Origin of the sequence: Nonomuraea mangrovi, assembly GCF_042681425.1 — a bacterium.
In the GTDB taxonomy this organism is placed as follows: domain Bacteria; phylum Actinomycetota; class Actinomycetes; order Streptosporangiales; family Streptosporangiaceae; genus Nonomuraea; species Nonomuraea mangrovi.
On sequence record NZ_JBHUFV010000061.1, the window covers coordinates 462,422 to 482,751 of the forward strand.

Annotated in this window: 20 protein-coding genes; 8 read left to right on the forward strand and 12 right to left on the reverse strand. The window is 70.4% G+C overall.

The genetic code is table 11. From position 1 onward, the window contains the following. Positions 1–2: 2 nt before the first annotated feature. Genes pucL through uraD form a run of 3 tightly spaced genes read right to left on the reverse strand, consistent with a single transcriptional unit; the run spans position 3 to position 1,636 of the window. A complete protein-coding gene (gene pucL, locus ACFSKW_RS41105; protein WP_379579463.1) occupies positions 3–866 on the reverse strand; it encodes a factor-independent urate hydroxylase in 864 nt (287 codons plus the stop codon). Further along, positions 867–1,166 carry a hydroxyisourate hydrolase gene (gene uraH, locus ACFSKW_RS41110; RefSeq protein ID WP_379579465.1) on the reverse strand — a complete coding sequence of 100 codons (300 nt, stop codon included), beginning with the start codon at positions 1,164–1,166 and terminating at the stop codon, positions 867–869. It lies immediately after the preceding gene. Then, on the reverse strand, positions 1,163–1,636 hold the full coding sequence (gene uraD, locus ACFSKW_RS41115) for a 2-oxo-4-hydroxy-4-carboxy-5-ureidoimidazoline decarboxylase (protein ID WP_379579467.1): 474 nt from the start codon (positions 1,634–1,636) through the stop codon (positions 1,163–1,165). Before uraD ends, uraH begins: the two co-directional genes overlap by 4 nt. A gap of 133 nt (positions 1,637–1,769) precedes the next feature. Here uraD and ACFSKW_RS41120 point away from each other — a divergent pair, with 133 nt between their 5' ends. From ACFSKW_RS41120 to ACFSKW_RS41130, 3 genes are read left to right on the forward strand one after another with little or no spacing between them, the layout of a single operon-like run. Continuing rightward, complete coding sequence (locus tag ACFSKW_RS41120; RefSeq protein ID WP_379579469.1) at positions 1,770–3,317, forward strand: PucR family transcriptional regulator; 1,548 nt, start codon at positions 1,770–1,772, stop codon at positions 3,315–3,317. Between the two features lie 38 nt (positions 3,318–3,355). Continuing rightward, entirely contained in the window at positions 3,356–4,840 is a 1,485-nt protein-coding gene (locus ACFSKW_RS41125; protein WP_379579471.1) for a beta-N-acetylhexosaminidase, read from the forward strand. Between the two features lie 44 nt (positions 4,841–4,884). Next, positions 4,885–5,724, forward strand: a complete 840-nt coding sequence (locus ACFSKW_RS41130) for a deoxyribonuclease IV (protein ID WP_379579473.1) — start codon at positions 4,885–4,887, stop codon at positions 5,722–5,724. Positions 5,725–6,044: 320 nt separating this feature from the next. Here ACFSKW_RS41130 and ACFSKW_RS41135 read toward each other — a convergent pair whose 3' ends face one another. The 5 genes from ACFSKW_RS41135 to ACFSKW_RS41155 form a co-directional block, all read right to left on the reverse strand. Then, on the reverse strand, positions 6,045–7,583 hold the full coding sequence (locus ACFSKW_RS41135) for a sodium:solute symporter family transporter (RefSeq protein ID WP_379579474.1): 1,539 nt from the start codon (positions 7,581–7,583) through the stop codon (positions 6,045–6,047). Beyond that, positions 7,580–7,870 (reverse strand): hypothetical protein, encoded by a 291-nt coding sequence (locus tag ACFSKW_RS41140; RefSeq protein ID WP_379579476.1) that lies wholly within the window; start codon positions 7,868–7,870, stop codon positions 7,580–7,582. Before ACFSKW_RS41140 ends, ACFSKW_RS41135 begins: the two co-directional genes overlap by 4 nt. Then, the gene (locus ACFSKW_RS41145; RefSeq protein ID WP_379579477.1) at positions 7,867–8,604 is read right to left on the reverse strand and encodes a LytR/AlgR family response regulator transcription factor; all 738 of its coding nucleotides are present in this window, start codon (positions 8,602–8,604) and stop codon (positions 7,867–7,869) included. Before ACFSKW_RS41145 ends, ACFSKW_RS41140 begins: the two co-directional genes overlap by 4 nt. Positions 8,605–8,670: 66 nt before the next feature. Then, positions 8,671–9,807, reverse strand: a complete 1,137-nt coding sequence (locus ACFSKW_RS41150; RefSeq protein WP_379579479.1) for a sensor histidine kinase — start codon at positions 9,805–9,807, stop codon at positions 8,671–8,673. Positions 9,808–9,860: 53 nt separating this feature from the next. Next, positions 9,861–10,493: a molybdopterin-dependent oxidoreductase gene (locus ACFSKW_RS41155; protein WP_379579481.1), complete on the reverse strand. Its 633-nt coding sequence runs from the start codon at positions 10,491–10,493 to the stop codon at positions 9,861–9,863. Positions 10,494–10,711: 218 nt separating this feature from the next. Here ACFSKW_RS41155 and aroF point away from each other — a divergent pair, with 218 nt between their 5' ends. Both aroF and ACFSKW_RS41165 read left to right on the forward strand, forming a co-directional pair. Further along, positions 10,712–11,746: a 3-deoxy-7-phosphoheptulonate synthase gene (gene aroF / locus ACFSKW_RS41160; RefSeq protein ID WP_379579483.1), complete on the forward strand. Its 1,035-nt coding sequence runs from the start codon at positions 10,712–10,714 to the stop codon at positions 11,744–11,746. Positions 11,747–11,872: 126 nt separating this feature from the next. Beyond that, positions 11,873–12,163, forward strand: a complete 291-nt coding sequence (locus ACFSKW_RS41165) for a YiaA/YiaB family inner membrane protein (RefSeq protein ID WP_379579485.1) — start codon at positions 11,873–11,875, stop codon at positions 12,161–12,163. Positions 12,164–12,179: 16 nt separating this feature from the next. Here ACFSKW_RS41165 and ACFSKW_RS41170 read toward each other — a convergent pair whose 3' ends face one another. Further along, positions 12,180–13,523: an MFS transporter gene (locus ACFSKW_RS41170; RefSeq protein ID WP_379579487.1), complete on the reverse strand. Its 1,344-nt coding sequence runs from the start codon at positions 13,521–13,523 to the stop codon at positions 12,180–12,182. Positions 13,524–13,980: 457 nt separating this feature from the next. On the opposite strand from ACFSKW_RS41170, the gene ACFSKW_RS41175 reads away from it, so the two are divergent. Both ACFSKW_RS41175 and ACFSKW_RS41180 read left to right on the forward strand, forming a co-directional pair. Then, complete coding sequence (locus tag ACFSKW_RS41175; RefSeq protein WP_379579488.1) at positions 13,981–14,586, forward strand: RNA polymerase sigma factor; 606 nt, start codon at positions 13,981–13,983, stop codon at positions 14,584–14,586. Continuing rightward, the gene (locus tag ACFSKW_RS41180) at positions 14,579–15,700 is read left to right on the forward strand and encodes a hypothetical protein (protein WP_379579489.1); all 1,122 of its coding nucleotides are present in this window, start codon (positions 14,579–14,581) and stop codon (positions 15,698–15,700) included. The genes ACFSKW_RS41175 and ACFSKW_RS41180 overlap by 8 nt, the downstream gene beginning before the upstream one ends. A gap of 36 nt (positions 15,701–15,736) precedes the next feature. Here the strand turns inward: ACFSKW_RS41180 and thiI are convergent, their stop codons facing one another. The 3 genes from thiI to macS all read right to left on the reverse strand — a co-directional run bounded on the left by thiI (position 15,737) and on the right by macS (position 19,173). After that, the gene (thiI, locus tag ACFSKW_RS41185) at positions 15,737–16,933 is read right to left on the reverse strand and encodes a tRNA uracil 4-sulfurtransferase ThiI (protein WP_379579491.1); all 1,197 of its coding nucleotides are present in this window, start codon (positions 16,931–16,933) and stop codon (positions 15,737–15,739) included. A 472-nt stretch (positions 16,934–17,405) separates the two neighbouring features. Then, entirely contained in the window at positions 17,406–18,041 is a 636-nt protein-coding gene (locus tag ACFSKW_RS41190; protein ID WP_379579493.1) for a response regulator, read from the reverse strand. Between the two features lie 31 nt (positions 18,042–18,072). Next, complete coding sequence (gene macS, locus ACFSKW_RS41195; protein ID WP_379579495.1) at positions 18,073–19,173, reverse strand: MacS family sensor histidine kinase; 1,101 nt, start codon at positions 19,171–19,173, stop codon at positions 18,073–18,075. A 115-nt stretch (positions 19,174–19,288) separates the two neighbouring features. Here macS and ACFSKW_RS41200 point away from each other — a divergent pair, with 115 nt between their 5' ends. Next, positions 19,289–20,323, forward strand: a complete 1,035-nt coding sequence (locus tag ACFSKW_RS41200) for an MHYT domain-containing protein (protein WP_379579497.1) — start codon at positions 19,289–19,291, stop codon at positions 20,321–20,323. The last annotated feature ends 7 nt before the right edge of the window (positions 20,324–20,330 follow it).

Below are 20,330 nucleotides of genomic sequence, written 5' to 3' on the forward strand. Positions count from 1 at the left end.
TCTCACTCCCAGGCGAACGCCGCGTCGGGCGCGTCCTCACGCAGGACGCCGCCCTCGATCAGGCCGTAGGGCCGGTCGGCGGCGTAGAAGACCTCGTTGTCGTTGTCCAGGCCGAACGGCGCCAGGTCCACGAGGAAGTGGTGCTTGTTCGGCATCGCGAAGCGGATCTCGCACACCTCCTGGCGGGTCTCCAGCACTCGCCGGCCCATGGCGTACAGCGTCTGCTGCAGCGAGAGGCTGTACGTCTCCGCGAAGGCGTCGAGAAGGGCCTGCCGCACGTCGGCGTAGGACTTGCCGAACTCGCCCGTGGCCGAGGCGTGCCGCCACTGGGCGGCCACCGCGGTGGCGAGGATCCTGTCGCCGGTCGGCTGCAGGGTGGTGTACTCGTCGACGATGTAGCCGTGGAACTCCGAGTCGGTGGAGTTGAGCACCACCAGGTCCTTCAGGCCGGAGACCACGCTCGTGCGGCCGTCGCGGTCGTAGTGCACGACGCAGGTGCGCACCTCCCTGCCGCTGCGCACGAAGGAGTGACCGCCGCTGATGCGCTCCCACCCGTACTCCTCGATCTCCACCCTCGCGTGGTGGATGGTCGGCTGGGAGTCGACGAAGTGCCTGGCCAGCAGGAGGGCGAAGTCCTCGATCTGGTCGACGCCGTACTTCTTGGCGAAGGCGTAGGCGGTGTTCTTCTGCGTGTCGGTCGGCAGTACGGCGGCGTTGCTGCCGGTCAGGTGGACCGACTCCATCTCACCCGACAGGGAGCTGCTGACGTTGATGTCCTTGAGATGGTGGACCTCGCCGTCACGGACGACACGGACGAGCCTGGTCTCGGCCTTGCCGTACCGGTTGGGTCCGAGGATGACTGACATCTAGCTCCCTCTGTAGGTGGAGTAGGCGAACGGGCTGAGGAGTAGGGGGACGTGGTAGTGCTCGGCGGGGTCGGCGACGGTGAAGGTGATGACGACCTCCGGGTAGAAGGTGTCGCGCAGGTAGGAACCGGTGTCGAACACCACGCGGTGCACGCCCGCTTCCGGGTTCCAGCCCTTGATCCGGCCGTCGTCGTCCGTGCGGCCCTGCGCCACGACCTGTCCCTGGTGCTCCAGCCGTACCTCGACGCCCACGGCGGGCCGTCCCGTGACCGCGTCGAGCACGTGTGTCGAGAAGCTCATATCTTCGCCACCCTCAGGTTGGTGATCTTGGCCAGTTCGTCGCGTACGACCGCGCGCTCGGTGCCGGGGTCGTTGGCCAGACGTTCCTTCAGGCGGGCGAGCATCTGCTCGCCCGACAGTCCTGTGGCGCAGATGAGGTAGACGTGGCCGAACCTCTCCTCGTAGGCGCGGTTGCCCTCGGCCAGCGCCTGGCGCAGGTGGTCCTCGACGCCCGACTGCTCCTGCCTGCTCCAGGCGGACTCGCGGTCGGCGCCCTCGGCCCGCTCCCCGATCCTCGGGTGGGCCGCGAGCGCCTCCTCGACGTCGGGCCAGGCAAGGGCGCGCACGGCGGCGTCGGCGGCGGCGGTCAGCGCGGCCAGGTCCTGGTACGGACGCAGCGCGGCCACCTCGCGGGCGAAGGCGCGGGAGGCGCAGCAGGCCAGCAGCTCCTTCTCCGCCTCGTCGGCGCTGAGTGCGTTGAGGTTGGGCATGTCATGAGTACACACAGGGCTGATGTCCCCGGTCCAGCAGCAAGAACTCCGAAGTGCGAGGGGGGTTGGCCTGGTCTTTTCGTGTCATGCTCCAATGCACGTCCTGTTCACCCATCGGTTACCCTCCGAATGCATGCGGCTCAACGCGTTGCTCGACATGCCTGAACTGGGCCTGTCGGTCGTGGCAGGCCACGACGATCTGGAGCGGCCCATCAGGTGGGTCGTCACCACCGACCTGCTCGATCCCGGGCGCTATCTCAGCGGCGGCGAGCTGGTCCTCACCGGGTTGATCTGGCGGCGCGCGCCCGCCGACAGCGAGACCTTCGTCAGGGCGCTTGCCAGGGCCGGCGCCTCGGGGCTCGGCGCCTGCGAGGCGCGCAGCGGCGATCTGCCGGCCGACCTGGTCGACGCCTGCCGCAGGCACCGGATGCCGCTCTTCCACGTGCCGCAGGCGTTGTCGTTCGCCGAGGTGACCGAGCACATCGTGCGCCACCTGTCGACGGCCCGCGCCTCTGACGTGACCGCGGTCCTCGACCGGCACCGCCAGCTCGTCTCGGGGGCGGGGCTCGACCCCGTCCTGGAGATGATCGGGCGGGATCTGGGCATGCGCTGCTGGGTCCTCACGCCCTCGGGGCGCCTGGTGGCGGGCTCCAGTCCGCTGGACCACGACACGGCCATGGCCATGGCCAGGACGTTCCTCACCGTCAAGCGGCTGCCCTGCTCCAGGAACGGCTACTCGATCTTCCCTGTGGACGAGCAGACCACCTCAAGGGTGGCCGACTGGTTCGTCGCGGTCGAGGGCTGCTTCACCGACTGGCCGGAGGAGCGGCAGGCGCTGGCGGGCGAGCTCGCGGCGGTCGCCGCCCTGGAGCGGATCCGCCTGGACGACCGGCTCAGCCCCGAGGGACGCATCGCCCAGGAGCTGGTCCGCCTGGTGTTCACCGAGGGCAAGCCCAGCGACATCCTGCCCAGGCTGGAGGTCACGGGGCTGGCGGGGGCGCCGGGCTACGTCGTTCTGGCGGCCGCCGCGCACGGCGCCCTGCGCCCCGCCGAGCTGCGCGCGGTCGTCAAGGAGATCCTGCACGCGGCCGTCTCCAGCGGCGCGGGACCGCCGCAGGGGACGGCCCGCGCGCTTACGCCGCTCGCGATCGGAGTCGTCGGCGAGGAGACGATCGCGCTCGTCCCTTCGGCCGACCGGGAGCTCGCCGGGCGCGTCCGCACCGCCGTGCACGAGCTCGCGCCCGGACTCGCGGGCGGCAGGCTGACCGTGGGCGTCAGCGGGATCGCCGGGGTCGAGGGGCTGCGCGGCGCGGTCGAGGAGGCCAGGTACGCCCGTCGCATGGCCGAGGGCAAGCCGGAGCCCGACGCGGTCGTCGGGCAGGACGAGCTGGCGACCCACGTCCTGCTGCTGGCCTCGGTGCCCGACGACGTGCGCCACATGTTCAGGGTCCGCCTGCTCGACCCGCTGCGCTCCTACGACCAGGTGCACAAGGCCGACCTGGTCCGCACCCTGGAGGCCTTCCTCCAGTGCTCGGGCTCGTGGACCAAGTGCTCGGAGCTGCTCCACGTCCACGTCAACACCCTGCGCTACCGCATCCAGCGCATCCAGGACCTGACGGGAAGGGACCTGTCGCGCCTGGAGGACAGGGTGGACTTCTTCCTCGCCCTCCGCCTGCAATAGGTGATATATGTAAAGAAACCTTACAATTGGAGCGTCCGTTGCCGCACCGCCGACTTGCCGCGCTGATGACGGCGTCCACTCTCGCCACCGCGTGCGCATCCGATGTGCCGGAGCCGAAGGGTCCGCCCCTGATCCCCCTGCCCGCCTCCGTGCGGATGGCCGAGGGCACGTTCTCCCTGGAGGCCGGCGCGCGGATCGGCCTGCGCGCGGCGGGGGCCGCGCCCGTCGCCGAGGAGCTGGCCCGGCTGCTGCGCCGCTCCACCGGCTACGCGCTGCCCGTGGTCCGGCAGGAGGCGGAGATCACGCTGGAGGAGGCGAGCGGGCGCGACCTCGGCCCGGAGGGCTACACGCTGGACGTCACCCCCGGCATGGTACGGCTGGCCGCCTCCACCCCCGAGGGACTCTTCCGCGGCGTCCAGACGCTCCGCCAGCTCCTGCCCGCCAAGGTCGAGAGCGCCGGCGAGCAGCCAGGCCCGTGGACGATCGCGGGCCTCAGCATCGAGGACAGGCCGCGCTTCGCCTATCGCGGCGTCATGCTCGACGTGGCCCGCCACTTCTTCACCGTCGAGCAGGTCAAGCGCTACATCGACCTGGCCGTCGCCTACAAGGTCAACCACCTGCACCTGCACCTCACCGACGACCAGGGCTGGCGTATCGAGATCAAGAGCTGGCCGCGCCTGGCCACCGACGGCTTCTACACCCAGGACGACTACCGCGAGATCGTGCGCTACGCCGCCGAGCGGTTCGTCACCGTCGTCCCCGAGATCGACACGCCGGGGCACACCAACGCCGCCCTGGCCGCCTACGCCGAGCTGAACTGCGACGGCAGGGCGCGGGAGCCGTACAGGGGCAGGGAGGTGGGCTTCAGCTCGCTGTGTGTGGGCAAGGAGGTCACCTACCGCTTCCTCGACGACGTCGTGCGCGAGATGGCGGAGCTGACGCCCGGGCCGTACCTCAACCTGGGCGGCGACGAGGCGCACAGCACCGATCCCGCCGACTACGAGAAGTTCGTCGCGCGCGCCCAGCGGGTCGTCGACAAGTACGGCAAGCGCCTCATGGGCTGGGCCGAGATCACCTCCGGCGCGGTGGCGCAGCACTGGAACCCGCGCGAGGCCGAACGCGCCGTGGCCGCCGTGGCCAGGGGCGCCAAGCTCGTCATGTCCCCCGCCGACCGCTCCTACCTGGACATGAAGTACACCCAGGACACCGAGTACGGCCTGGACTGGGCCGGACTCGTCGAGGTCGCCGACAGCTACGAGTGGGACCCCGCCACGCTCCTCGCGGGCGTGGCCGAGAAGGACGTCCTGGGGGTCGAGGCCCCGCTGTGGACCGAGACATTGGAGACGCCCGACGCGCTGGAGTACATGGCCTACCCACGCCTGCCGGGCATCGCCGAGATCGGCTGGTCGCCCTCCTCCGGCCGCTCGTGGGAGGACTACAAGGGACGGCTGGCCGGCCACGGCCCCCGGTGGAGCGCCCAGTCGGTGAACTACTACCGCTCGCCGGAGATCACCTGGGAGTGATCGCCACCTGGGATGTCACCTCGAGCGCCTAGACTGGCCACATCATGAGCCCTACATCTCTCATCGGCGGACACGTCTCCGTCACCGGCGGCCTGGCGACGGGCGGCCTGAAGTACATGGCCGAGATCGGCGCCGAGATGGTCCAGGTGTTCGTCACGAACCCGCGTGGCTGGGCGCTGACGGAGGGCAAACCCGAGGAGGACGCGAAGTTCGCCGCGTCGGGCGTCGAGTCCTTCATTCACACGCCCTACCTGGTGAACTTCGGCTCACCGAATCCCGAGACGCTGGCCAGTTCGGTGGCCATCACGCGCCACTCGCTGGCGCGCGCGCTGGCGACGCGGTCCAAGGGCGTGGTCGTGCACACGGGCTCCGCGGTCACCCAGTCGCGTGACGACGCGCTGCGCCAGCTCCACGAGCACCTGCTGCCGCTGCTGGAGGAGATCCCGGACGACGGGCCCGACCTGCTGCTGGAGCCGATGGCGGGACAGGGCGCGATGTTGTGCGCAACCGTCCAGGACCTGGAGCCCTACCTGGCGGCGCTCGAGTGGCATCCCAAGGCCACCGTCTGCCTCGACACCTGCCACGCCTTCGCGGCCGGCCACGACCTGACCACCGCCGACGGGGTCAGGGACACCTTCGACACGCTCCACCGGGTCGCGCCCGGCCGGCTGAGGCTGATCCACGCCAACGACTCCAAGGACGTGTGCGGGTCGAAGAAGGACCGGCACGAGAACATCGGGGCGGGTCACATCGGCGCCCAGCCGTTCGCCGACCTGATGCGCCACCCGGTGGTGGCCGGCGTGTCGATCTGCATCGAGACGCCGGGCAAGGCCGACAAGCACCGCGAGGACATCGAGCTGCTGCGCAAGCTGCGCGACGCCTGAGCCCGGCGGCGCCGTCGGCTCGGAGGTGGCGTAAAGGGGCGCCGCTCGCGCGACCCGGCCGCCCCCGTATGGCCGGATCGCGGTCCGGCACGCAGCTACAGCGGGCGCCCCTTCACGTCCTCGGCGGGCGGGCCCTACCCCCCGGTAAAGGGCCCGACCACCGTTTCGGTGACCAGCTGGTCACCAGCGGAACCGCGCATCAGGCCTGTGTGAGCCGCGCGGCTCGTCCCCCCGATGCGACGGAGTGGCTCTCCGATGCGGAAACACTACGGATGCGATCTTGAACGTGAAACCCTCTTCAAGAACAGCTCGCTGAACGGTCAGTAGTCATCGACGTACGGAGAGTGCCGCACTGACGAGCGGCCGTCCTCAAGCGACGAGCGGTCGCCGGAGGCGCTCGCGGCCTCTTCCGGCAGGTGCATCCTGGCCATCATCCGATCCACACCCATAGGCACCCGACCCGGCGTGACCAGGGAAATCACCACCATCGCGACGAAGGCGAGCGGCACGGCGAAGGTCGCAGGATACTCGGACACCAACCCCAGTTTCACGCCCGTCGCCTCACCGGCGGCCAGCACGGCGGTGAGCCCGCCGCCCACCGCGAACCCCGCGGCCGCCCCCACGGCGGTCAGCCGCCGCCACCAGATGCCGAGCAGCAGCAACGGGCAGAAGGTCGCCGCCGAGAGGCTGAATCCGAGCAGCACGCCCAGCACGGAACTGCCGGGGGTGGTGAGCGAGGTCAGCGCCAGCGTCGTCAACGCCACGCCGGCCGTGGCGAGGCGGAAGGCGCTCACCCCCGCCCGCGTCACGCAGGCCGACACCGCGCCGCCCACAGCGGCCAGCACCCCGCAGGAGGTGGCCAGGAAGGCCGCGAACGCCCCTGCCGCCAGCAGCCCGGTCAGCACGTCGCCCGCGGGGCCCGGCAGCATCGCGCCGGGCAGCAGCAGCACGACCTCCTCGTCCTGGGCGTCGGGCACGTGGACGCGGCCGAGAATGCCGTACAGCGGCGGCACCAGGAAGAACAGGCCGAGCAGCACCTGGGTGGCCAAGATCGAACGCCGCGCGCTGGGCCCGTCGCGATTGGTGTAGACGCGGACGATGATGTGCGGCAGTCCCATGGTGCCCAGCGCGCAGGCCAGCAGCACGGTCAGCACGCCCGGCAGCGAAGGGTCGCCCGAGCCCGCCAGCAGGTCTCCGTACGGCGCGGCGAACCCCGCCACCTCCAGCGGGCCCGCCTCGACCGCGCACCGCCACGCGCACCACAGCACGAGCGCGACCCCGGTGAACACGACGAGCTTGAGCCAGTACTGCACCGCCTGAACGCTGGTCACGCTGCCCATCCCGCCCGCGAGCGTGACGAAGACGGACACGAGCGTCACCGACAGCCAGCCCGTCCACGGCGGCAGCCCGGTCAGCAGGTGCAGCACCACCCCCGCCGAGTGGAGCTGCGCGACGAGGTAGAGCAGCCCGATCGCCAGCACGTAGCAGGTGGCGAACCTGCGCAGCGCCGCCGACCCGAGCCGCCACTGCGCGAAGTCGGGCAGCGTGTAGGTGCCCGAGCGGCGCAGCGGCGCCACCACCAGGGCGAGGATGACGACATAGCCCGCCGCGGCGCCCACCGGGAACCACAGCGCGGGCGCGCCGTGCGTGGCGATCAACCCGGCCAGTCCCAGGCAGGCCACGGCCGAGGTGAACTCCGCGCTGATCGCCGCGCCGTTCCACCACGGCCCCACGGCCCTCGCCGCCACGTAGAACTCCGACACCGTCGCGTAGCGCCGCGGCCGTACCGCGCCGACGATCACCGAGATGATGACCACGAACGCGATGCCGGCCGCCGACGCGGCGACGGTGCTGCTCACGGCTCGCGTTCCGCGCGTTCCGCCCGTCTGAGCTGGAAGACGGCCAGCACCACCCACAGCGGCTGGACGGCCAGCGTCACCAGCAGCCAGTCGCCCTCGGCCGTCAGCAGCGGCAGGGCGACCAGCACGGCTGCCACCGCGGCCACCGTGACCAGCGCGTGCCTGGCCTGCCTACCCATGAGCGCCCTGACCTCCGCGTCGCTGTCGGGCCCGTCGAGCCCGAGCGGGACAGGGGCCCGCTGCACGGCGGCCGGCCTCCTGGGCACGACCACCCGCCTGGCGTTCATGTGAGCGTCTTGAACTGTCGCACCAGCTGCTCCCTGACCTGCCTGGTATGGCGGCGGCTGACCGGCAGCGTCTCCCTGCCGACCGTCAGCAGCACCCTGCCGCCCTCGAAGCGCAGCTCGCTGACATGGCGTGCGGACACCAGCGTGCTGCGGTGCACCCTGATGAAGCCCGCGTCCGCCCACCTGCGCTCCAGCGCGGCCAGCGACATGCGCACCAGGTATCCGCCGTCGGGCGTGTGCAGGCGCACGTAGTCGCCCTTCGCCTCGGCGAACCACACCGCCTGCTGCGGCACGAACCTGGTGACGCCGCCGAGCTCGACGGGGATGACGTCGTCCGGCCCGTGTTCGGACGGCGGGGCGGCGGCCGCCTCCAGCCTGCGCACCGCCTCGGCGAGCCGCTCGGCGCGCACCGGCTTGAGGAGGTAGTCGACCGCCTCCAGCTCGAAGGCCTGCACCGCGCAGTCGTCGTGGGCGGTGACGAACACCAGCCTGGGCGGGCTCGGGAACCCGCCGACCAGCCTGGCCAGGTCGAGCCCGTCGAGCCCCGGCATGCGGATGTCGAGGAAGACGCCGTCGAGCCGCTCTCCCCCGCCGATCATCTGCACCATGTCCTGCAGCGCCGTGACACCGTCGGAGGCGGTCACGACGTGCTCGACCCTGGCGTCCTGACGGAGCAGGTAGGCCAGCTCCTCCAAGGCGGGCACCTCGTCGTCGACGGCCAGAACACGTAGCATGCTTTCCACGGTGCCTCAAGAACACACAGGTCACAAGCGACACGCCAGCGTAGGGTAAAGAATTGACTACAAAGAGCTATGGCGGGCCTTGGGCACACGCATCCTCACCTTGGTGCCGGCGCCCACGGCGGTCTCCACGACCAGGCCGTAACCCTCGCCGTAGATCTGCCGCATCCTGACGTCGACGTTGGCCAGGCCGATGCCGCCGCCCCTGCGGCGCGGGTCGTCGTCGAGCACCTCGCGGGCGCGCTCGGGCTCCATGCCCATGCCGTTGTCCTCGACCGTGATGTGCGCCTCGGGCCCCGCGTCGCGGACCACCACCCTGACCTCGCCCGTGCCGTCACGCCCGCCCATGCCGTGCTTGATGGCGTTCTCCACCAGCGGCTGCAGGCACAGGAACGGCACCGGCACCGGCAGCACCTCGGGCGCCACCTGCACGCTGAAGCGCAGCCGGTCGCCGAAGCGGGCCCGCTCCAGCAGCAGGTAGCGGTCCACGCAGGTCAGCTCGTCGGCGAGGGTCGTGAAGTCCCGCGCCCTGCGCAGCGCGTAGCGGGAGAAGTCGGCGAAGTCGAGGATGAGTTCGCGGGCCCTGCACGGGTCGGTCCTGACGAACGAGGCGATCGTGGTCAGCGCGTTGTAGACGAAGTGCGGGGAGATCTGGGCGCGCAACGCGCGCAGTTCCGCCTCCATCGCGCGCCGCCTGGAGGAGTCGAGCTCGGCCAGCTCCAGCTGCCCGGAGACCCACCTGGCCACCTCGGTGACCGTGCGCACCAGCGCCGCGCTCAGCTCCTCGTCGTAGGCCGCCAGCGCGCCCACCACTCTGCCCTCGACGGTCAGCGGCACCACGACCGCGCCGTTCGGCTCGCCCGCGAACACGTGCGGCCGCCCCGAGGCCAGCGACGTGCGCGCGTGCGCGAGCACCTCCTCGGGGCACGCTCCGTCGCAGGCCAGCGCGGCGTCGGTCGAGGTGATCGCGACAGCCGAGGTGCCGAGCAGGGCCCGCAGATGCCGTACGGCCTTGCGTGCCGACTCCCTCGTCAGCCCCGTCCGCAGCGAGGGCGCCGCCATCGCCGCGATGTGCAGCGTCGTGAAGGTGGCCTCGTCCTTCCAGCCACCCTCGGGTAGCGCGGGACGCCGTCTGGCCAGGGCGAACCCCGCGACGAACGCGAAGGCGGCCAGAACCACGCAAGCGGTGGTCGACATGCGCGCAACGGTAGCCAACAACGCACCGTGTCCGGGTGGGAACGGTGCGAGATCTAGGGAGGCGGGCCCTCGCCCGGCTCCTCCTGGTAGGAGTAGCGCTGCTCCTTCCAGGGGTCGGCCACGTTGTGGTAGCCGCGCTCCTCCCAGAAGCCGCGCCTGTCCTCCGTCAGGTACTCCACCGCTCGCACCCACTTCACGCTCTTCCACGCGTACAGGTGCGGGACGACGATGCGCAGCGGAAAGCCCCGCTCGGGCGCCAGCGGCTTCTCGTCCAGCTCCATGGCGAACAGCGTGCCGGGGGCCGTCAGGTCGGACATCCGGAGATTGGCGCTGTAGCCGTACTCCGCCCAGATCATCACGTGGTGGACGCCACCGACCGGCGGCGCGGCCGCCATGATGGTCTGCGGCGTCACGCCCGCCCACTCGTTGCCCATGAGGGAGAACTTCGTCACACAGTGGAAGTCGGCCAGGACCGAAGCCCGCGGCAGCCGCTCGAAGTCCTCCCAGGTGAACCGGTGCTCCTCGCCCGACGCCGTCGCGCCGAAGACGCGGAAGTCCCAGGTCTCCCGCTTGAAACGCGGAACCCTGCCGTAGTGGATGACGGGTCGGCCGCGTGGAATGTACTGGCCTGGGGGCAGGCGCGACTCTTCCACGATCACTCCCTCGCCGACTGTGTTCAAGGCCATCCTCCCATCCTTCCGGGAGCGGGTCCGACTCGGTGCCTGCTTGCCAGGTCTCCGCCGTGCGCTACTATTGGCGCACTATGCACATCACCTTCCTGTTTTGGTATGGCGACGGACCCGATCGGACCGTTCGCCATCTGGTGATGCGCTAGCTCACAGGCGAAACGAAGGCCCCGGGTCCGTCAGGACCCGGGGCCTTCGTCGTTTTCAAGGAGAGATTCATGGTCATCGTGATGGGTTCCGAGGCGACGCAGGGCGACGTCGAGGCAGTGGTCGGCCTCGTGCAGGCGGCAGGGGTGGAGGCGTTCGTCAGCAGGGGCGTGCAGCGGACGATCATCGGGCTCGTGGGCGACGTCACGCAGCTCAGTGCCGTCAATCTGCGCGGCATGAGCGGGGTGCGCGACGTCATGCGGGTGTCGACGCCGTACAAGCTGGTGAGCAGGGAGAACCATCCCGACCGGTCCACCGTGCACGTGGGCGGGGTGCCCATCGGGCCCGACAGCGTGACGCTCATCGCCGGCCCCTGCGCGGTCGAGACGCCGCAGCAGACGCTCGAGGCGGCCCAGATGGCCAAGGCCGCGGGCGCGACCCTGCTGCGAGGCGGCGCCTACAAGCCGCGCACCTCTCCCTACGCCTTCCAGGGGCTCGGCGAGAAGGGCCTGCGCATCCTCGCCGACGTGCGCGAGGAGACCGGCCTGCCGATCGTGACCGAGGTCGTGGACGCTCACGACGTCGATCTCGTCGCCTCCTACGCCGACATGCTGCAGGTCGGCACCCGCAACGCGCAGAACTTCGCGCTGCTGCAGGCCGTCGGCGCGGCGGGCAGGCCCGTTATGCTCAAGCGCGGCATGAACGCCACCATCGAGGAGTGGCTCATGGCCGCCGAGTACATCGCCCAGCGCGGCAACCTCGACATCGTGCTGTGCGAGCGCGGCATCCGCACCTTCGAGACCGCCACCCGCAACACCCTCGACGTGTCGGCCGTCCCCGTCGCCCAGCGGCTGTCGCACCTGCCGGTCATCATCGACCCGTCCCACTCGGGCGGCCGCCGTGACCTGGTGCTGCCGCTGACCCGCGCCGCCATCGCGGTGGGCGCCGACGGCGTCATCGTGGACGTGCACCCGCACCCCGAGCAGGCCCTGTGCGACGGCCCGCAGGCCCTGGTCGACGGCGACCTGCGCGAGCTCGCCACGATCATGCGGACGTTCCCCGGGCTGATGGGCAGGGGCGTCGTCGGCGACGCACTCGCGGTCTGACCCGATCCGAGGGTCGATGGGCTCCGGGCTGGTACGGCGGGCGCGCCACGAACCGCCTGCCGTACTCACGAGTAACTAAGTAGTTCTCCGCATGTGTCGGCGTTCACGGAACTTCATCATCGAGCCATGAACAAACCGATCCAGCCCACCCAGACAACCGCCTACTACATCCAGTCGGTCCTCTCCTTCGGCTTGTCGGTGGCCGCCGTGGCGATCGGCGTGGCCTACCTTCCGGTCTCCGGATGGATCAGGGCCTTCCTCACGGTCGGCGTCCTGTACGTGATCACCTCGGCGTTCACGCTGGCCAAGGTGGTGCGCGACCGCCAGGAGCTCAGCGCGGTCACCAACCGCGTCGACCAGGCCCGCCTCGACAAACTTCTCGCCGAGCACGACCCCTTCAAGGTCGACAACCCCTGAAGGCACGAACCTTCGCTCAGGCGCGCCTCGCTGCTCCGGCCGGCCCTTCGGGGAACCCGGACTCCCCCTCGCCGGCGTGACGTCCGGCGGCTCGGTGTACTGCCGGAAGGGTCTTCCCCAGGCGCGCGAGGGGGGACAGGGCCATGAACAACGGGGACAGGGACAGACCGGCGGCCGTCACCAGCAAACTGGTACGCAACCCCCACTGGCCGGCCAGACAGCCGCCGAGCAGCGAACCGAGCGGGGTCAGTCCCATCCCCACGACGTTGATGGTCGCGACGACCCGGCCCTGCATCCGAAGGGGCGTGATGGCCTGCCGTACGGCCATGACGTTGACGTTGACCAGCTGGCTGAAGACGCCGAACACGAAGTTGATCGCCATGAGCAAGGGGATCGTGACGGCGGAGGAGCCGTGCAGTGCGGGCACACACAGCATCACACCGTCGGCGAGCGCCGCTGAAGACACCAGCACGACGCCGTAGCCGAATCTCCTCGGCAGCCTGGCCGACAGCAGCGATCCCACCAGCGCGCCCGGACCCATCGCCGCGAGCGCCAGGCCGACGGCCGCACCGGACAGGTGCAGTGTGCGTGGCAGGAAGAGCAGGTAGACGGTCATCAGGGCCGCGAAGAAGAACTGGAAGATCGCCGAGCAGGCACCCACCGCCCGCAACGAGGTGTCGCCGGCGACGAGGCGGAGCCCTTCGTGGAGCTGCCGCCACATCCGGGCGGGCCGTTCGGCCCGCTGAGGTGGCGACTCGCGTGGACGGATTCGCCTGATCGACAGGAACGACACCGTGAAGAAGAACGCGCTCGCCATGATGGCTGCCGGAGCGGAAAGCAGCGACACCATCGCGCCACCGAGCGCGGGTCCGCCGACCTGCGCGGCGGACCTGCTGCCCTCGAGCGCGCTGTTGCCCTGCGCCAGCTGGTCTCGCTTCACCAGTTCCACGAGTGAGGCCTGGTAGGCCACGTCGAAGAACACCGTGAGAACGCCGACGAGAAAGGCGACGACGAGCAGCGCGGGAATGCCGAGCAGGCCGAGGAGAGAGGCGACGGGGATCGCGGCCAACGCCACAGCCCTGCCGAAGTCCGCCAGCACCATCACCTCCCGGGGTCGCCGGCGGTCCACCCACACGCCGACGAAGAGCGAGAACAGCAGGATCGGCGCCTGCTCCACCGCGCGGAGGACGCCGAGTTGGTCGGCGCCGGCGTCGAGTGCCACCACGGCGACGAGCGGCAGGGTTACCTGGGCGGCCTGCGCCCCGAGCTGCGAGGCGGTCTGACCGACCCAGAGCCGGCGGAAGTCGCTGTCCCGCCACAGGCTCGGCGGAGCCGGCCGGACGGAGTCGGCCGCGTTCATCGCGGACCTCGTCCGCACGTCAGAGGGTCGAGGAACGCGATGCGACGCCGTGCGAGCACGGCGAGAGAAACGGATGGCACAGGGATTCCTTGAGCTGCCGAGGACGGTGCCCGCCGCCCGGCGCGCGACGACAGGCGCTCCGGCGAATCAGGCAGGGAAAGGCTCGCTGTGCCGCATGTCAGAGGCAGCACGCGATGACAGGTCGAACGTGACCTACGACGTCAACGCGCGCTCGGTTGACCGACCATCTCAGCTCCTCGGAGTCCTTCGCTGTTCGGAAGGCTAGCCGTCGGCCGTCCATCGCGAAAGCGGTTAAACGGCGGCCCGACTCCCGGCTCGGACCTGTCTCGCCTCGATCATGAAATCTGGCCAGATCCCACATTTCATCGTCGAAAGTGCGAAGAAGATTCTGAGGTTCGGGCAATCAGCGCTGATCACTTCTCGAGAAAGGCGCCGGATGCATGACCCTGACCCCTACCCCTCCGACACGGATGCCGAGGGGGCGACCGACGCGTCGATCATCGAGAAGTCGCGCCACGAGCCCGAGTGGTTCTCGATGATCTTCGATCGGTACTTCACCTCGATCCGCCGGTACGCGGCGGCCAGGCTCGGGCCCAGTGCCGCTGACGACGTCGCCGCCGAGACGTTTCTCGCCGCCTTCGACCAGCGGGACCGCTACGACCTGACCTGCCCCGAGGCCCGGGCCTGGCTCTACGGGATCGTCACCAACCTGATCGGCAGGCACCGCCGGAGCGAGATCCGGTTCTATCGCGCCCTCGGCCGCTCGGTGACCAGGGACGACGTCGGCGACCACGCCGGCCGGGTGGCGGACCAGGTGGCCGCCGAGCAGCTGAGCCCCGCGTTGGCGCGGGGTCTGGCGGGGCTGTCCAAGGGAGACCGTGACGCGTTGCTGCTCGTCGCCTGCGCCCAGCTCAGTTACGCCGAGGTGGCGCGCGCCCTCGCCATCCCGATCGGCACCGTCGGCTCCCGGGTCAACCGGGCCAGACGCAAGCTCCGCAAGACATTGGGCCCCACGGCACAGGAGGTAGTGGACCATGGATGAGCTGCAGCAGTTGCGCGATCGTCACGACGCGCTGGCGGATCCTCCTCCGGAGAGCATCGCCGCGGCCCGTTCCCGGCTGACCGCCCACATCCGCCAGGCTCCGGTCAGGAACACCTCATGGCTTTCGGCCGCCCGCCGTGCCCGGCCCGCGTGGGGGCTCGGCCTGGCCGGCGCGGCCACTCTCACGCTGGTGGCGGCGGTCGCGGTGGCCGGTCCCGGAGTGGACAGGGACCGACCCGTGGAACGGCTGCCCAGCCCGCGTCTCGAGCCGCGCCCGCTCGAGTTGAGCCCGGTCGAGTTGCGCCCGGTCGCCAACGCGGAGGACCTGGCCAACAACGCGGCGGTGGTGGCCGCGGGCGACTCCGAGGCCACGCCCAAGCCCACGCAATGGGCGTACGTGAAGAACCGGTACGCCCAGACTCAAGGGGACGGCGGTGAAGGGCTGTTCGGCTCCCCGAAGAGGACGAAGACCCATGAGATGTGGCGCCGGGTGGACGACAAGAAGTTCGCCGTCAAGGAGAACGGCAAGCTGGAGGTGATCGAAGGCTCGGAGTTCGAGGTGGCCTACCCATGGCTGTTCTCGCTGCCGACCGAGCCCTCCGCGTTGCTCGCCCGCGTCTACGAGCAGGTCGACGCCGAGGACGCCAAGAGGCGTGCCGACACCTTCGCGAGGGCTAAGGTGCTGGCCATGAGGAAGGGGAAGACGTCTGAGGAGGCGACGGCGATCGCCGAGGAGGCGTCGCCTCCCCTGACCGCCGGGCAACGGAACACGTGGGCGTTCCAGCAGATCGCGCAGGGGATGCGCGATGCCGTGCTGCCGTCCAGGCTCCGCGCCGCCATGTACGGCGCCATGGCGAAGATCCCCGGCGTGCGGTACGAGGCCCGGTCCACGGACCTGGCCAAGCGATCGTGCGTCACCCTCTACCGCGTCCAGAGGGGTTACCTGCGCGAGGAGATCTTCATCGACCCCAAGACCTACGAGTACATGGGATACCGCACCATCGCCACCCGGGACCACGACGGAGGCGGCGTCCCCGTGAAGAAGGGCCAGATCGTCGGCTGGGACAGCCTGCTCAAGGCCGTGATCGTCGACAAGCCCGGCGAGCGCCGCTGACGAGTCGGAAGCGCCCCGTCGTGAGGGTCCGTGCCGTCAGAGGGTGTACTCCTGGATCGAGTCCGCCAGCTGCACCGCCAGCTCCTCGGCGTCGAGGCGCTTCTCGATCAGCTTCAGATCCTCGATCTTGGCTCGGGTCTCGGCGCGCTTGGGGGCCAGCAGCGTGCAGCAGTCCTCGTCGGGCAGTTCGGAGATCTCCAGCGTGCCGATGCGCCGCGCCTCGGCCATGATCTCCGTCTTGTCCCAGCCGATCAGGGGCCGGAGGATCGGCAGGTCGACCGCGTTGTCCTGGGCGGTGATGTTCTGGAGCGTCTGCGAGGACACCTGGCCGAGCGCGTCGCCGGTGACGAGCGCTCCCGCTCTGATGCGGTGCGCGACCTCCTCGGCCGTCTTCAGCATGAGCCGCCGCTGCGCGATCACCGCGAGCCTGTCCTGGCCCGAGGTCCTGATCGACTGCTGCGCCTTCCCGAACGGCACGACCCACAGGCGCGACTTGCCCTGGAAGCGGTCGAGCTTGCGGACGAGCGCGTAGGCCTTGTAGATCGACTCGGAGGTCGTGAAGGGGATTCCCGAGAAGTGCAGGAAGTCGACGTGGAGCCCGCGTCGCATCATGCGGTAGGCCGCCACGGGCGAGTCGATGCCGCCCGACATCAGCACCAGGGCCCTGCCGCTGCTGCCGACGGGCAGACCGCCCTGGCCCGGCAGCCCGTCGGTGAAGACGAAGACCTCGTCGCGGTCGACCTCGATGAAGACCGTCAGCTCGGGGCGCTTCAGGTCGACCGGCAGCCCGTAGGTGTCGTTGATGGTGCCGCCGACCAGGCGGTCGAGCTCGTTGGAGCGCAGCGGGAAGCGCTTGTCGCGGCGGCGGGAGCGTACGGCGAACGTGGCACCCCGCTTGACCTCGTCGCGGTCCTTGATCAGCTCCAGCGCGGCCTTGACGACGGTGTCGGGGTCCTTGGCCACGCGCCACGCGCGGTGGATCCACACCAGGCCGGGCACGTCGGTCACCCGCTCGGCGACCTGGTCGGCCACCTCGACGGAGGTGCCCTCAGGCAGGAAGATCGCGATGACGCCGTGGCGCTGGCGCACCTCGGTCTTGAGGTCGAAGTCCTTCAGGGCGGCGCGGATGTTGCCGACGAGCCTGCGCTCGAACAGCTCGCGGTTCTTGCCTTTCAGGACGATCTCCCCCAGCTTGAGCAGAACGCACGGCTCGCCCAGGGCGGACATCGTCATGGCGGGAACCTCCGGGAGGAATGTGGAAACACAGCGCCATCTCCAACGCCGCGACCCATTGAGTTTAGTCCGCCTGGGAGCGGCGAGCCCCGCCCGGTCTCTTGCCGGTCCGGCGGGTTTCACCTCCCACCGGCGCCCGATACCGGGCATGAGGCATGAGGCACCGGCATAGGACGCCGGGCATGGGACGCCGGGCATGGGACGCCGGGATGGGACGCCGGACGCGGGCGACGGGATGCAGGACGCAGAGCGCGGGATTCGGGACACGCCCGCAGGAAGCGGGAACACGACATCCGCGTCGGAAAGGCGCGCCTCCGAGGGTCAGGGCGCCGGGCCCGGAAGGCACGGGGCCCGGAAGGCACGGGGCCCGGACGTCGCGGGGCCCGGACGTCGCGGGGCCCGGAAGGCGCGGGGAGGTCGAGGGGATGGTCCGGGAACGGCGAGGGCCATGGAGAGTGCGGCCTTGGGGGTGTCAGGGGTCTTCGTCGAGGCCCTGTTCGATCGCGTAGCGGACCAGTTCCACGCGGTTGTGCAGTTGGAGCTTGTTGAGCGTGTTCTGGACGTGGTTCTGCACGGTCCGGTGGCTGAGTCCGAGCCGGTCGGCGATCTGCCTGTAGGACAGCCCCTTCGCCACCAGCCGCAGCACCTCCGTCTCCCGGTCGGTCAACCGGGGCCCTTCGGGCTGGGCCTGCGGCCGGGTCGCCAGTCTGCGGTACTCCCCCAGCACCAGCCCGGCGAGCCCCGGGGTGAAGACGGCGTCGCCCGCGGCGGTCCGCGCGACCGCGTCGAGGAACTCCTCCCTGCCGGCCGACTTCACCAGGTAGCCGGCGGCGCCCGCCTTGACCGCCTCCAGCACGTCCTCCTGTTCGGCGCTGGCCGACAGCACCAGGATCTTCACGCCGGGCAGCCCGCCGGCGACCTGCGCGCCGGACATGTCGGGCAGGTGCAGGTCGAGCACGACGACGTCAGGCCTGACCGCCTGAGCCACCCGCAGCGCCTGCCGTCCCTCGCCCACGGTCGCGACGACCTCGTAGCCGGCCTCGGTCAGATCCCTGGCCACCGCGTCTCGCCACATGGGATGGTCGTCGACCACCATCACCCGCACCATGCCGCAACTCTAGGGACTTCGGGCGAATCCGCTAGTGGAGGGGTGCGGGCACGGTGATCTCCACCTCGGTGCCCTCGCCGGGCGCGGAGAGGATCGACACCCGGCCGCCGAGATCGGCGACGCGTCCCTTGATGGACTGGGCCACCCCGAGCCGCCCGTCGGCGTGCGCCCGTTCCAGCCGCCCTTCGGCGATGCCCGGCCCCTCGTCCCTGACGCTGACGGTCACCTCGCCGTCGCCCTGCTCGGCGAACACCCAGGCCCTCGCCTGCTCACCGCAGTGCGCGCGGACGTTGTCGAGGGCCGCCCGTACGGCGGCGGCCGTCTCCTCGGCCGTCGCGGTGGGCATGACGAGCGGCGTGGCCGGGGTCGACACCGTCACCTGGGTGGATCCGAGTCTCATGAGCAGCGCCCGCAGGTCGGCCGACCCCGTGGGGGCGGCCCGCACCGTGACGAGTTCGCGCAGCGCCGCCTCCTGCTCTCCGGCGAGCCTGCCGAGTTCGGCCGCCTCGCCGCCCATCTCCTGCCCCCGCCGTTTGACCAGGGCGAGCACCTGGAGCACCGAGTCGTGGATCCCGCGGGCCAGGCGTTCGCGTTCGCGCTGTGCGGCCTCCATCTCGACGGCCCGCTGCATGCGTTCCTCCGCGCGGATGGCCAGGCGTGCCACGTGCCCGACGACGATGCCCGCCATGAAGAGCAGGACCGCGCCGTTGATCAGGATGGGGGTGCCGGGACCGTTCACGCGTACCCAGAGGTCGGCGCCCGCCACGATCGCCGCCGCCACCCCGCCGAGGCGGCGCCCGCCGTACACGGCCCATGCCAGGACGGGTCCGGCGACCCAGATCGCGGGCACCGGCATGCTGCCCAGCTCACCCTGGAACTCTCCCTGCACGTACGGCGTGGCCAGCAGGCACGCCACCGCCACGAGCATGTCGATGACCAGCAGCGGCCACCCGCGCACGGCGTCGACGGAGTAGCAGAAGGTGGCGGCCGCGGTCCACAGCGCCATGACCGCGATGACCGTCCACCCCGCGACCGGATGGGCGAAGCCTTCGTGCTGGACCATCAGCACCGTCGCGTAGACGAGCGACGCGATTCTGAACACCGCGATCGCCCGCCAGAAGGCGAAGTCCATGAGACATTCTCACGTTTCCGACAGGATCGTCTGACAGATAGTTGAACTATCCATGCAAATAGGACAGGTCCGCTGCCACAATCCCGGAGATCCCTATGGCAAGGATTGTCACAACATGAATCATTTCACCCAGGGTCCGCTCACGCCGATCCTCGCGTACGTGATGTCGTGCATGGGGTCGATGCTCGGACTGCGGCTCACCGCCCAGGCCCATGCCTCGACCGGGGCCTCGCGTGCCCGGTGGCTCGTCGGCGCCGCCATCTCCATCGGCGGCACCGGCATCTGGGTCATGCACTTCATCGCGATGATGGGCTTCGACGTCGAGGGCACCGAGATCAGGTACGACGTGCCCCTCACCGTCGCGTCCGCGCTGGTGGCCGTCGTCTTCGTCGGTGCCGGGCTCTTCCTGGTGGCCTATGGCCGCGCCAAGGTGCTCGCGCTGCTCGGCGGCGGGCTGCTCACCGGACTGGGCGTCGCCGCGATGCACTACATGGGCATGTACGCGATGAACATGTCGGCCCACGTCTCCTACGATCCGACGATCGTGGCGGCCTCCGTCGTGATCGCGGTCGTCGCCGCGACGGTCGCGCTGTGGTTCACGCTGCGGGTCAGGCGCGCGGTGGCGATCACCGGCGCCGCCCTGATCATGGGCGTGGCCGTGTGCGGCATGCACTACACCGGCATGTTCGCGATGAGCGTCCAGGTACACGGCGAGCAGGGGCACGTGGGCGGCGCGGACGCGCTGTCGTTCCTCGTGCCGTTGATGACGGTGGTCAGCCTCATCACGCTGACCATGCTGCTGATGGTCATCCTGTCTCCCTCGCAGAGAGAGCTCCAGGAGGACGCCGAGCTGATGGCCCGCCTCGAGATGCGCCGTCTGGCGGCCGAACGCGCGCAGACCCTGCGCGCGCCCGCGAACGTCCCTGCGGGTCCGCCCGCGCAGGCGCGCACTCCGATGCCGGCCCAGCCCCGTCCCGGCCAGGGAAGGCCCCAACGCGGTGGCCCCGCCTACGGCGGCCCCGAGTACGGGAGTCCTGAGTACGGTGGCCCCGAGTACGGGAGGCCACAGGGAGGTCGGCCCGACCCCAGGAGGGCCCGCGCCCCGCAGGGCCGGCCCCAGTCCCGGCCCTACCCCTATCAGCAGGGCTGAGATCTCT